8 protein-coding genes are annotated in these 12,935 nt (G+C 44.9%); 4 read left to right on the top strand and 4 right to left on the bottom strand.

Features of this window, described 5'->3' with window-relative positions; genetic code table 11:
* Positions 1–105 precede the first annotated feature (105 nt).
* Entirely contained in the window at positions 106–2,181 is a 2,076-nt protein-coding gene (gene metG, locus R7F64_RS11930) for a methionine--tRNA ligase (RefSeq protein ID WP_033905755.1), read from the bottom strand.
* A 162-nt stretch (positions 2,182–2,343) separates the two neighbouring features.
* Here metG and apbC point away from each other — a divergent pair, with 162 nt between their 5' ends.
* The 3 genes from apbC (at position 2,344) to R7F64_RS11915 (ending at position 6,519) form a co-directional block, all read left to right on the top strand.
* Positions 2,344–3,420: an iron-sulfur cluster carrier protein ApbC gene (gene apbC, locus R7F64_RS11925; RefSeq protein WP_005380830.1), complete on the top strand. Its 1,077-nt coding sequence runs from the start codon at positions 2,344–2,346 to the stop codon at positions 3,418–3,420.
* Between the two features lie 180 nt (positions 3,421–3,600).
* A complete protein-coding gene (udk, locus tag R7F64_RS11920; RefSeq protein WP_005380833.1) occupies positions 3,601–4,242 on the top strand; it encodes a uridine kinase in 642 nt (213 codons plus the stop codon).
* Between the two features lie 189 nt (positions 4,243–4,431).
* A complete protein-coding gene (locus tag R7F64_RS11915) occupies positions 4,432–6,519 on the top strand; it encodes an AsmA family protein (RefSeq protein WP_318071717.1) in 2,088 nt (695 codons plus the stop codon).
* 62 nt (positions 6,520–6,581) lie between these two features.
* Here the strand turns inward: R7F64_RS11915 and cobO are convergent, their stop codons facing one another.
* Positions 6,582–7,187 (bottom strand): cob(I)yrinic acid a,c-diamide adenosyltransferase, encoded by a 606-nt coding sequence (gene cobO / locus R7F64_RS11910; protein WP_005380837.1) that lies wholly within the window; start codon positions 7,185–7,187, stop codon positions 6,582–6,584.
* 117 nt (positions 7,188–7,304) lie between these two features.
* Here cobO and R7F64_RS11905 point away from each other — a divergent pair, with 117 nt between their 5' ends.
* Positions 7,305–7,754, top strand: a complete 450-nt coding sequence (locus tag R7F64_RS11905; protein WP_064368645.1) for a low molecular weight protein-tyrosine-phosphatase — start codon at positions 7,305–7,307, stop codon at positions 7,752–7,754.
* A 60-nt stretch (positions 7,755–7,814) separates the two neighbouring features.
* Here the strand turns inward: R7F64_RS11905 and R7F64_RS11900 are convergent, their stop codons facing one another.
* Positions 7,815–9,374 (bottom strand): SulP family inorganic anion transporter, encoded by a 1,560-nt coding sequence (locus tag R7F64_RS11900; protein WP_005380840.1) that lies wholly within the window; start codon positions 9,372–9,374, stop codon positions 7,815–7,817.
* A gap of 332 nt (positions 9,375–9,706) precedes the next feature.
* Entirely contained in the window at positions 9,707–12,772 is a 3,066-nt protein-coding gene (gene rne / locus R7F64_RS11895) for a ribonuclease E (protein ID WP_262628791.1), read from the bottom strand.
* Positions 12,773–12,935 lie beyond the last annotated feature (163 nt).

The following is a 12,935-nucleotide window of genomic DNA, read 5'->3' as shown; positions in this document are numbered from 1 at the left end:
GCTGTACAAGTTTGGTGCACAAATTCCCCAAAAGTGTGAATTCAGTCAAAAAAAGTCCCCGCTGAACTGGCGAGGACTTTTTAAATTTGATTGTAAAGCTACAACTTACATTACGCGCATACCAGGTTGAGCGCCTTCATGTGGCTCAAGGATCCACAGGTCACTACCACCAGGGCCTGCCGCTAGGATCATACCTTCAGACATACCAAACTTCATCTTACGAGGTTTTAGGTTTGCAACCATTACAGTTAGTTTGCCTTCTAGCTCTTCAGGTTTGTACGCTGACTTGATGCCAGAGAACACTTGACGAGTTTCACCACCGATGTCCAGTTGGAACTTAAGCAGTTTGTTTGCTTTTGGCACTTCTTCACAAGAGATGATACGAGCGATACGCATATCTACTGCTGCAAAAGCGTCGAACTCAATCTCTTCAGCGATTGGCTCTTTGTCTAGCTCAGTTTCGCTAGCCTTGTTCTTTTCCGCTTCTGCTTTCTCTTTCGCCGCCATTTCTGCCGCCGCATCTTCTTTAGATGCTTCGATCATCGCTTCAACATTCTTCGGATCGATACGGTTGAACAGTGCTTTGAACTTAGTGATCTCGTGGCCTGTTAGTGGAGCAGCGATGTTTTCCCAAGTTAGCTCTTGGTTTAGAAACGCTTCAGTACGCGCAGCTAGCGATGGCATTACTGGTTTCAGGTAAGTCATCAGTACGCGGAACAGGTTGATACCGACAGAACAGATGTCTTGTAGTTCCTGATCTTTGCCTTCTTCTTTTGCTACAACCCACGGTGCTTTTTCATCAACGTATTGGTTAGCTTTGTCTGCCAATGCCGTGATTTCACGGATTGCACGACCAAACTCACGCGTTTCGTAAAGCTCAGCGATACGGTCAGCAGCAGCAACAAATTCGTTGTAAAGTTCAGGCTCTGCAAAGTTGTCAGACAGTTTGCCTTCAAAACGTTTCGCGATGAAACCTGCGTTACGAGATGCCAGGTTAACGATCTTGTTAACAACGTCAGCGTTTACGCGCTGAGTGAAGTCTTCAAGGTTAAGATCTAGATCGTCGATACGGCTGTTTAGCTTCGCAGCGTAGTAGTAACGTAGACACTCAGGGTCTAGGTGCTCTAGGTAAGTGCTTGCTTTTACGAACGTACCTTTAGACTTCGACATTTTCGCGCCGTTTACGGTTACGTAACCGTGTACGAATACGTTGTTAGGCTTGCGGAAGCCAGAACCTTCTAGCATTGCTGGCCAAAATAGGCTGTGGAAGTAAACGATGTCTTTACCGATGAAGTGGTACAGCTCTGCTGAGCTGTCTTTTTTCCAATACTCGTCGAAATCTAGGTCGTCGCGCTTGTCACATAGATTTTTGAAAGAGCCCATGTAGCCGATAGGCGCGTCTAGCCATACGTAGAAGAATTTGTTCTTCTCACCAGGGATCTCGAAGCCAAAGTATGGTGCATCACGTGAGATATCCCATTGCTGCAAACCAGACTCGAACCATTCTTGCATTTTGTTCGCTGTTTCAGCTTGTAGCGAGCCAGAGCGAGTCCACTCTTTTAGCATGCTTTCAAACTGAGGCAGGTCGAAGAAGAAGTGCTCTGAATCTTTCATTACTGGCGTCGCACCAGAAACCGCAGATTTAGGATTGATCAGTTCTGTTGGGCTGTAAGTCTCACCACAGTTGTCACAGTTGTCACCGTACTGGTCTTCAGACTTACATTTTGGACAGGTACCTTTTACGAAACGGTCCGGTAAGAACATCTCTTTTTCTGGATCGAACAGCTGAGAGATAGTGCGGCTAGAGATAAAGCCATTTTTCTTCAACTCAAGATAAATGTGTGACGCTAGCTCACGGTTCTCATCTGAGTGTGTGCTGTGGTAGTTATCAAAGCTGATATCAAATCCAGCGAAGTCTTTTTGGTGCTCTTCGCTAACTGCGGCAATCATTTCTTCAGGAGTAATACCCATCTGTTGCGCTTTAAGCATGATTGGCGTGCCGTGAGCATCGTCAGCACAGATGAAGTTTACAGTGTTGCCGCGTAGGCGTTGGTAACGAACCCAAATGTCCGCTTGGATATGCTCAAGCATATGACCAAGGTGGATCGAACCGTTAGCGTACGGAAGGGCACAAGTTACCAGCATTTTCCTTGACGGAAAGTTTTTTGGATCGTTTGCCATACTTAATATTCGCTTTTCTTGATAGGTATAAATAAATTTTGATGGATAATACTACCCCATGAACTGACTAACTCCAAGGTGTCAAACTGCGGAATGCCTTAGTTTTTTTGGGGTTCTGGTTGAGCCTGGACGGTGGTAGCATGACATCTAAAAGGAGGGCTTATGCATCAGTTCACTTCAAAACAAGATTTTTGTCACTGGTTTAACCAATTCCAACATCCACAGTTGGTGGAAAACTGGGCAGATATTCATGGCGCAATTTCGATTACGACACAGGGTTCTATTGATATAACGTTGCCATTCGCAAGTAATGAGCTTCAAACCGTACTGCATGACTGGATCAAACAGCAGCAAGCCTCGGGTAAAGTGGCTGAATTCCCATTTAATATTCGCCTTGGAGTTAAAGCTTTAGAAACTCAAGTGGCTAACTCGGTTAAGGGTGTTAAGAACATCATTGCCGTCAGTTCTGCGAAAGGTGGCGTTGGTAAATCTACTACCGCAGTTAACTTAGCGTTGGCGATTGCTCAATCTGGGGCGAAAGTGGGATTGTTGGATGCAGATATCTATGGTCCGTCTGTACCTATGATGTTGGGGCAAGAAGATGCTAAACCAGAAGTTCGTGATGGCAAGTGGATGGAACCCATTTTTGCTCACGGCATCTATACTCATTCTATCGGTTATTTGGTGGATAAATCAGAAGCGGCGATATGGCGCGGTCCAATGGCTTCAAAAGCATTGTCGCAGTTATTAACTGAAACAGATTGGCCAGATTTGGATTATTTGGTGATTGATATGCCGCCAGGTACGGGGGATATTCAATTGACTCTGTCACAACAAATTCCGGTAACAGGTAGCGTGCTAGTCACAACGCCGCAAGATTTAGCCCTTGCCGATGCAAGGAAGGGAGCGGCAATGTTTAACAAAGTCCATGTCCCGGTTATTGGTGTTGTGGAAAACATGAGTTATCACATTTGTAGTCAATGTGGCGCGAAAGAGCATATTTTTGGTATGGGCGGAGCTGAAAAAATGTCGCAAGAATTTGGCTTAGCATTGTTAGGACAAATTCCGCTTCATATCTCTATGAGAGAAGATATTGACGCTGGCGTGCCAACGGTAGCAAGACGCCCAGAAAGTGAGCATGCAGGGTATTATAAGCAACTTGCCGATCGCGTATGTAGCACGATGTTTTGGCAAGGCAAAGCAAAACCAGATGCGATTAGCTTTACAATGGTGAACTAAGTTTACTATGCCTGTTGGTTGATAATTGCACATTTTAACGTTTGCTCGGAGGTTAATCCTCTGAGCAGGCAGAAACTTATGACTAAACCCTAATTCCAACTAGTAACTATGGGGTGAACTCCCTATAATCAGGCAGTTTATCTTTTTATGTGACTAGAAATCATCATCGGGTGCAAACTAATGTCTGATAATAATCAATGCGTCATCGTAGGTATTGCTGGCGCTTCTGCTTCTGGAAAAAGTCTGATCGCGAGCACTATTTATAATGAGCTTCGCGCGAAAGTAGGCGATCATCAAATCGGTGTCATCACGGAAGATTGCTACTACAACGACCAAAGCCACCTAAGCATGGAAGAGCGAGTAAAGACGAACTACGATCACCCGAGTGCGTTGGACCACGACCTACTGTGTGAGCACCTAGAAAAATTGGTACGTGGTGAAGCAGTAGAAGTGCCTGAGTACAGCTACACTGAGCACACAAGAACAATTAACACCACCACAATGACACCTAAAAAGGTGATCATTCTAGAAGGTATCCTTCTTCTTACAGACCCTCGTCTTCGTGATTTGATGCATGCGACAGTATTTATGGACACACCGTTAGATATTTGCTTGCTTCGCCGTGTTAAGCGTGATGTGGAAGAACGAGGCCGAACTATGGAGTCTGTTCTTAAGCAATACCAACAAACAGTACGTCCGATGTTCATGCAGTTTATCGAACCTTCTAAGCAATATGCGGACATTATTGTTCCTCGCGGTGGTAAAAACCGTATCGCAATTGATGTATTAAAAGCTCACATTGCAAGACTTTTGAAAGCTTAAGCCTATAGACGGCTATATCGCTTTATTTTTAGGAGAAGAAGTGGCACCTTAAGTGCCACTTCTTTTTTTTGTTTTTAAATTAGTCAGTTGCAGGTTAAAACCAGACACTTTTCACGCTTTTGTGGAACTGTCAGCGGCAAATGGAGTCTGCGCTTATAATTGTAAAAACACTCGAGCAAGGAAAAACAAATGAAGAAACTGCTCTTAATTCTAGCAATACCGATTGTGGTCATTTTGGTCGCAATTTTAGCGTTAACCATCTTCGTCAATCCGAATCAGTTTAAACCCCTTATTGTTGAGCAAGCGCAAAAGCAAACGGGATTAGAGTTGGTGATTGAAGGGGATATCAGTTGGCAATTTTTCCCATCAATTGGCTTTGAGTTGGGACATACAGAATTGCGAAACCCACAAGGCTTTAGTAAACCCAATTTATTCAAAGTTGATACCGTTGGTGTAGACATCTCTGTTATGCCACTTTTTAGTCAACAGCTTGAAATTGGAAACGTCACGCTTGATGGTGCTGAGTTCTACATTGAAACCAAGAAAGATGGCAGCAAGAATATTGATGCATTGACGAAAGCCCAAACACAACAAGCAGAACAAGAGAGCAATGCTGCGCCTACGCAAAATGGTGAAACGCAAACTTCTGGTTCTGATTGGAGTATTAATCTTGCTGGCGTTACGGTTTCTAACGGTTCATTAGAAATGCAGGATAAGCAAGCCGGTAGTTACACCAAACTTTATGATATTTCATTAAACCTTTCCGAATTCGCTTTTGACAACTGGACAACGGCTGATTTTGGCGTGAAGGGCGAAATGAACGACCAAAAGTTCACCGCGAAAGGTCAGGCAGACTTTAAGCTAGAAAAAGGTTTGGCAAACTACGCGCTAAAGAACATCAACTTTGATGCGACATACTCTGACCCTGCCAATAAAATTGAATCGGCAACGATCGGTTTAGACACGTTTGAATTCGATAAAGTAAATAACCTGACTTATGCCATTAAGGGTGTCGCTGGTGGTATGAAGTTAGATATGCAGGGTGCTGGTCAACTTAGCGTGGACAAGGCTATCAGCAAAGTACAGTTGGATAAGTTAACTCTTAAATCGACTTTTGAGGGTGATGCTTTACCTCAGTCCCCGATGAAAGTCGACATGGTGTCTGATCTGTCTTTCGACCTAACGAAAAACCATCTGAGTTTTGTTCTAGAGAAGTTAACAGCGAATGCTATCGCCCTAGATGGTAAGGCAGATGTGACACTCGGTGATATTCCTAAAGTACGCTTTGCTCTCCATAGCCCCAATATCGATCTTGATGAGTTTTTAGGGTTAGATAAGCAAGCTGCCGAAGGTAATAAGCCTGCTTCTGGTGGCGAGAGTGCTCCTGCCGGACCTGAGGTTGAGCCTGATTTGTCTGCGTTGAAAACGTTAGATGTAAAGGGTGACATTACCATCGACAAATTCAAAGCGGCAAATGCGAAGATGGAAGCGGTAAAAACGAGCTTCACTGTAAATCGTGGCGTGTTTGAGCTTACATCTTTTAGTTCGAAGTTGTACCAAGGCTCAATCTCAGCGACAGCGAAGTTAGATGCACGCCAATCACCAGCGACTTACAGTGTTAAAAAGTCAATCAAAGGCGTGAAAGTTCAACCGCTACTTATAGACGTTGCTGAAAACGACAAACTTGAAGGGACAGGTAACATTGATGTGAATGTTACAGGTAAGAGTCTCACGCCTACCGGTATCAAGAAGAATCTATCTGGTACGGTTGTTATCAATTTTGCTGACGGTGCGGTGAATGGCATCAACGTTGCTCAGTTGATTCGTGAAAACTATGCGAAATTTAAAGGGCAAAAAGTTGAAGGCATCAATGAAGCTAAGAAAACAGACTTCAGTGCGATGACGGCGACATTGAAACTCAACAAAGGTGTTGTATCAACGGATAATATGCAAGCTCAGTCTCCATTGTTACGTGTTCGTGGTAAAGGTACCGCAAACTACATCAATGAAACAGTCGACTTTACTATCAGCACGTCAGTTGTAGGTAGCCTAGAAGGCCAGGGCGGTAAAGATATAGATGAGCTGAAAGACATCACGATTCCAATCAATGTGTCTGGTAAGTGGGCAGAACCTAAATTCAAGCTCGTATTCGATGATGTTCTGAAGCAGAAAGCTCAGAAAGAAATCGATCGTGGCGTAGAGAAGCTAACGGACAAAATCAAAGACGAGAAAACCAAAGATGCGGTCGATGGTTTATTGAAGAATCTTTTCAACTAACCGTGCGTGAAAATCAAAAGGGTTGGCATTTTGCCAACCCTTTTTAAATTACTCTGCGAGTGTTACCAATCGACGCCTTTGAGGGCTTTTACGCCAGATTCAAATGCGTGCTTTACATTTTTCACTTCAGAAACGGTATCGGCCATTTCAATCAGGGTTCGATGTGCGCCACGCCCAGTAATAATAACCGACTGCATTTTAGGTCTGTTGCTCAGTGCTTCGACCACTTCGTCTAAGTCGATGTAGCCGTAGCTCACCATATAAGTTAGCTCGTCAAACAAGATGACATCGATAGAGTCGTCTTGCAGCATGCGCTTACATTCTTGCCATACGCCTTGCGCAGCTTCGGTATCAGCGGCTTTGTTTTGAGTTTCCCACGTAAAGCCGGTTGCCATTACTTGGAATTCAACGCCGAGTTTCTCAAGTAGGTTGCGCTCACCGTTGTCCCAAGTACCTTTAATAAACTGCGCGACAGCACAATTCAAACCATGACCCACTGCGCGTGCGATCGTACCGAATCCTGATGTCGATTTACCTTTACCATTTCCGGTAATGATCAGTAGCAGACCTTTTTCCTCTTGAGCAGCAGCGATTTTTGCGTCTACCTGTTCTTTGACTTTTTGTTGGCGAGCTTTATGGCGTGCTTCTTTATTTTCTTCGATAGACATAATACTTCCTCAATTCCTTTTCGTGCTGTGTCCAAGCTAATTTGGGTTCATTGATTTATCTCGCTATGATAGACCAACATATCGTGAAGAAAAACCACCGATAATTCAGGGAATAAAATGAAGAAAATACTTGTTGTTTGTATGGGAAACATTTGTCGGTCACCAACTGGAGAGGCAGTGTTAAGAGCGAAAGCTCAAAAGCTAGGCGTTGAAGTAGAGGTTGATTCGGCAGGTACAATTGGCTACCACGCAGGAAACCGACCGGATTCAAGAGCGATGGCAGCAGGAAAGCAGCGAGGTTATTCTTTTAAAGGAATGCAAGCGCGCCAAGTCACCATTGATGACTTTGAAAAGTTTGACCTTATATTAGCCGCAGATAAAGCAAATTTGGCCGATTTATTGGATATCTGTCCGTTGAAGTATCGACACAAAGTATCGTTATTTTTAAGTCATTCTGGGTCAGGTTACGACGAAGTCCCTGACCCATATTATGGTGGGGAAGATGGCTTTGAACTGGTGCTTGATTTAATCGAAGAGGCATCAGACGCAATTTTGAAGAAGCTATAATCGCCGTGCTTGAAGACAATAGAAAAAGGGATGAGCTCAGCTCATCCCTTTTTATTCGTGTTAACCCGCTAGTATGTCGGTTGCTACTTTGTAGCTTGGGTCTTCCTTCACGTTAATTTCAACCAAGCTGCCAGCTTTGTCCAAAAGTTTACGACAATCTGGGCTTAGGTGACGAAGGTGTAGCGTTTTACCTTGAGCATTGTAACGCTCAGCCAGTGTTTCAATGGCTTCAATTGCAGAGTGATCAGTCACGCGAGAGTCTGCAAAATCGACAATCACATCTTTTGGATCTTCAGGCGCGTTAAACAACTCCAGGAAGTTAGCCGCAGAGCCAAAGAAAATAGGGCCGTGAATCTTGTACTCTTTTGAACCTTCCTCGTTTAAGCACGTGTCGGCATAGATGTGCTTAGCGTGTTGCCATGCAAACATTAATGCAGAAACGATAACACCAACCGCTACGGCAACAGCAAGGTCAGTAAGAACAGTAACAACGGTCACAAGAACAATAACGAAGAAGTCTTGCTTCGGTACGCGGCGTGCTAGCTTAAATGTTGCCCATTCGAATGTACCAATGACAACCATGAACATCACACCAACCAGAGCAGCGAGTGGGATCATTTCAATTAGCGAAGAAGCGAATAAGATAAACATCAATAGAGCGATAGCCGCAACGATACCAGATAGACGACCACGACCACCTGAGTTTACGTTGATCATCGACTGACCAATCATCGCACAACCACCCATCGCGCCAAACACAGAACACGTCATGTTTGCCATACCTTGACCGATACATTCGCGGTTAGATTGACCACGAGTATTCGTCATCTCATCTAAAACTGTCAGTGTTAGTAGAGATTCAATTAGACCAATGGCCGCGAGAATGATCGCGTATGGAAGAATGATTTGTAGTGTCTCTAGTGTAAATGGTACCGCAGGAATAGAGAAGGTTGGTAGTGAACCTGCGAGTGTTGCAGCTTCATCACCAGACATTGTACGCAGGAAGTCAACAACAGTGCGAGTTTCCAGATCCAAGCCAACCACTAAAGCCGTCACCGTTACGATCGCAACAAGTGAAGAGGGTACAGCTGTTGTGATTTTTGGTAGAAAGTGAATGATTGCCATAGTCAGCGCAACCAAACCAAGCATTAGCAGCATCTGGTCTTGTGGTAGCCAAGTAAGCATGCCGTTGATATCTGGCGCTTTAAACTGACCCAACTGAGCTAGGAAGATAACAATAGCCAGACCGTTCACAAAACCGATCATCACAGGGTGAGGTACGATACGGATGAACTTACCCAATTTAAACATACCAGCGGCAATTTGAAGAATACCAGCGAGCATGATGGCTGCGAATAGGTACTGGACACCGTGAGTCGCGACAAGCGAAACCATTACGACTGCCATGGCACCTGTTGCACCAGAAATCATGCCAGGACGACCACCGAAAATGGAAGTAATAAGACCAACGATGAATGCAGCGTAAAGACCGACCATCGGATCTACGCCTGCGACGAACGCAAATGCGACAGCTTCAGGAACCAATGCTAGCGCAACGGTTAAGCCTGATAGCACATCATTTTTTACGGAGTGCTTAGAAAATTGGGGAAATTCGAACATGTTTGTTTTTAAGTTCTCTTTGCAATGAGTTAAACCCGACACATATTCGTATTTGCACAAGCCACTGAGTGGTTGATTTCTAATCAAACATTGCAGTGTAAACCGTAGTATTAAAAGAGCAGCATCAGAATGGTGTCGAAAACTTGAGTCGGCGCATGCTACCGAAAAGTGTGATTAAGTTCAAGAATGATACGAATAATGGCGTACAAATGTGATCACGAATTGGTATTTATATGAACAATTTATTGGGCAAATATGAAGATAAAAAAGGCTACCAGATGGTAGCCTTTAATTTATTTATGCCGTTAAGCCGTTGAACGTAATGATTTAGCCTAGTTAAAGTTAGGCTTTGTCATCTCTGCTGATGCGCGGTTTTTAGCCACTTGGCTACCCGCACCTTTAGCTTGGTAACGTTCGGTTTTGAACGGTGCTGCTGCAACCGTGATTTCGCGTAGCTCTTGAGGGCCAGGTGCTTTCGTCATCGGTGCGCTAGCGTTTAGCTTAGCCGCAACTTTAATGGCTTCGACTTTAGGCTCTGATTTAGCTACTGGCGCTTCGGCTGCAATCTCTTTTGCTGCTTCAACCACAGGCTCTTCAGCAGGTGCCGTTTCTACAATGGCATCAACCGGTTCAGTCGCAGGAGTTTCAACGATAGGCTCTACCGAAGCTGTTTCTACTACTGCCGATTCAGTTTTTTCTGCGATTACTGCTTCCACAACAGGTGCTTCTACTACTGGAGCTTCCACTTTCGCTTCAACTGTTTCTTGAATCTTTGATTCAACAACTGGCGCTTCCGTTACAACAGGTTGCTCGCGGCGAATAATCACTTTACCCATAGCCATCTCTGGACAAGCAAAACCACCTTGCATTGTAGGTACTGCTGCTACTGTTTCTTCCTTAACTTGCTCTTCTTTCTTAGGTGCTGGTTTCGGAATGTAGCGTGGCATTACTTTACCCATAGCCATCTCAGGAGAAGCTACACCACCTTTACGCAGGCGGAACGGGTTAGGACGGCGATCGCGGCCACGGCGACGGCGTTGGCCGCTTGCACGCAGGTGACGTGGCGAACGACGGTTACGACGTTGCTTAGACTCTGCTTGCTTGTTGTCTTGTTGTGCTTCTACCGCTGCTTCTGTTGGCTTCTCAACTTTGGTTTCAACCGTTTCTTGAGTCTTAACCGCCGTTTCTTCTGCTTTCTTCTCAACCGCTTCTTGGTCTTTAACGCGTACAGACTTGTTCAGTTTGCGACGTTGGCGACGCTCCTTCACTTTTTCTGCTTTCGCGTTTTGTTGCTTTGGTTTGCTCTCTTCTGGTTTTGTTTCAGTACGAGCTTCCGCTGCTAGCTGCAGACCTTTTTCCGCTACTTTTGCGTTTGCTTTTTGCTCTTGGGCTTTATCTGCCTGTTGAGCTTTAGGTTTACGCTTTTGGTTACGGTTTTGCGGTTTATTTGTTTGTTGTTGAGCTTCGTTTTGCTCATTAGCCTGTTCATCACGAGGCTTACGACGACGTCGGTTATCGCGATTGTCGCGGTTATCACGATTATCGCGCTGGTTGTTATTGCGACGACGATCGTTGCGATCACGCTTGTTACGTCGATTATCGCGATTTGGTTTTTTCTCTTCCTGAGGTTTCTGTTCTTCTTTTGTTTCTTCAGAACCACCTAATAGGAAGCTACCAAGAGCTTTAAACAGACGGCTGAACAATCCAGGTTTCTCTTCTTGTTCAACTTTTTGTTCTTTCTTCTTCGCCTCAGGAGCTGGTTTAGCTGCTGGTGCAGGTGCGGTTTGAGACGGAGCAGCAAAGCCTTTAAGAACTGGCTCTTCAATTCGTTTTGGTTTTACGTCAACTTCCGCTGGCTCTTTACCTTCTGCTTCTTTCATCGCTTCCAGTTTCTTAGGAAGTAAGTAAGAAATCAGATCGAACTCTTCGCCTTCACGAACACGGATAACTTCAAAGTGCGGTGTTTCCATATCAGAGTTTGGAACTACCGTAATTTTCACTTCTTGAATGCGTTCGATATGGTTTACTGAACGACGTTTTTCGTTCAATAAGTAAGAGGCGATTGGCACAGGTACGACTGCAAGTACTTGTGCTGTGTTGTCTTTTAGCGCTTCCTCTTCAATTAAACGAAGTACAGAAAGTGCTAGAGATTCGTTGTCGCGAACGACACCAGTTCCGCTACAGCGAGGACAGATGTGGTGGCTTGCTTCTGCTAGAGAAGGGCTCAAGCGCTGGCGTGACATCTCCAACAAACCAAAGCGAGAAATACGACCGATTTGTACACGAGCGCGGTCAAGGCGAACGGCTTCACGTAGACGGTTTTCTACTTCTCGCTGGTGACGAACCGGGGTCATATCGATAAAGTCGATAACCACTAAGCCACCCAAGTCACGTAGACGTAATTGGCGAGCAATTTCGTCGGCTGCTTCTAGGTTCGTGTTTAGAGCTGTTTCTTCAATATCGCCGCCCTTGGTTGCACGAGCAGAGTTGATATCGATAGAGGTTAGTGCTTCAGTTGGGTCAATAACAATAGAACCACCAGATGGCAGACGCACTTCACGTTGGAAAGCCGATTCAATTTGGCTTTCGATTTGGTAGTGGCTGAATAGTGGAACTTCGCCTTCATATTTCTTAACGCGGTTAAGGAAATCAGGGCGGACCAATTGAATGTGCTCTTTTGCACGTTCGTAGATGGTGTTGCTATCAATTAAAATTTCGCCAATATCACGACGCAAATAGTCACGGATTGCACGAACGATAACGTTACTTTCTTGGTGGATTAAGAATGGAGCAGGGTTAGAGTCCGCTGCACCTTTGATTGCACCCCAGTGGTTAAGTAGTACATTCAAATCCCACTCAAGCTCTTCAGCACTCTTGCCAACGCCAGCAGTACGTACGATTAGGCCCATGCCCTGAGGCAGTTCCAAAGTACTTAATGCGGCTTTTAGTTGAGTTCGCTCGTCACCTTCGATTCGACGAGAAATACCGCCAGCACGAGGGTTGTTAGGCATCAGAACAAGGTAACTACCAGCAAGAGAAATGAAAGTAGTAAGAGCAGCGCCCTTGCTTCCACGTTCTTCTTTTTCCACTTGAACAATTACTTCTTGGCCTTCCGTTAGCACTTCTTTGATGCTTGGACGACCTTGGTAGGTGTAACCTTCAGGGAAATATTCGCGGGCAATTTCTTTGAGAGGGAGGAAACCGTGACGCTCGGCGCCGTAATCAACAAATGCGGCTTCTAAGCTTGGTTCGATACGTGTGATACGTCCTTTGTAGATATTCGCTTTTTTAGATTCATGCCCTGGACTCTCGATATCAAGATCGAAAAGTCGCTGGCCATCAACCAGAGCGACACGCAACTCTTCTTTTTGAGTTGCGTTAATTAACATTCTTTTCATTGAAAATTCTCGTTGTCTTTTCTTTTATATCTTTCTTGTCGACTTGCCACTGTTTTTTCGCTCTTTCACGGTGCCTGATCCCATGGCTTGTATTTTGCAGCCTCCCGGCTGGAAGGGGATGCTCTCGGGCACTTCAGTCATCACAAGCCTCTTGTGGTTTCTG

The sequence above is a fragment of the Vibrio sp. Vb1980 genome (assembly GCF_033338615.1).
Lineage (GTDB): Bacteria > Pseudomonadota > Gammaproteobacteria > Enterobacterales > Vibrionaceae > Vibrio > Vibrio alginolyticus.
The sequence above is the reverse complement of the archived record's forward strand: the minus strand, read 5'-3'. Positions and strand labels throughout refer to the sequence as shown.

Coding starts and splice junctions, on each gene's coding strand:
- metG (WP_033905755.1), bottom strand. CDS start 2,181: ATGGCAAACGATCCAAAAAACTTTCCGTCAAGGAAAATGCTGGTAACT.
- apbC (WP_005380830.1), top strand. CDS start 2,344: ATGCATCAGTTCACTTCAAAACAAGATTTTTGTCACTGGTTTAACCAA.
- udk (WP_005380833.1), top strand. CDS start 3,601: ATGTCTGATAATAATCAATGCGTCATCGTAGGTATTGCTGGCGCTTCT.
- R7F64_RS11915 (WP_318071717.1), top strand. CDS start 4,432: ATGAAGAAACTGCTCTTAATTCTAGCAATACCGATTGTGGTCATTTTG.
- cobO (WP_005380837.1), bottom strand. CDS start 7,187: ATGTCTATCGAAGAAAATAAAGAAGCACGCCATAAAGCTCGCCAACAA.
- R7F64_RS11905 (WP_064368645.1), top strand. CDS start 7,305: ATGAAGAAAATACTTGTTGTTTGTATGGGAAACATTTGTCGGTCACCA.
- R7F64_RS11900 (WP_005380840.1), bottom strand. CDS start 9,374: ATGTTCGAATTTCCCCAATTTTCTAAGCACTCCGTAAAAAATGATGTG.
- rne (WP_262628791.1), bottom strand. CDS start 12,772: ATGAAAAGAATGTTAATTAACGCAACTCAAAAAGAAGAGTTGCGTGTC.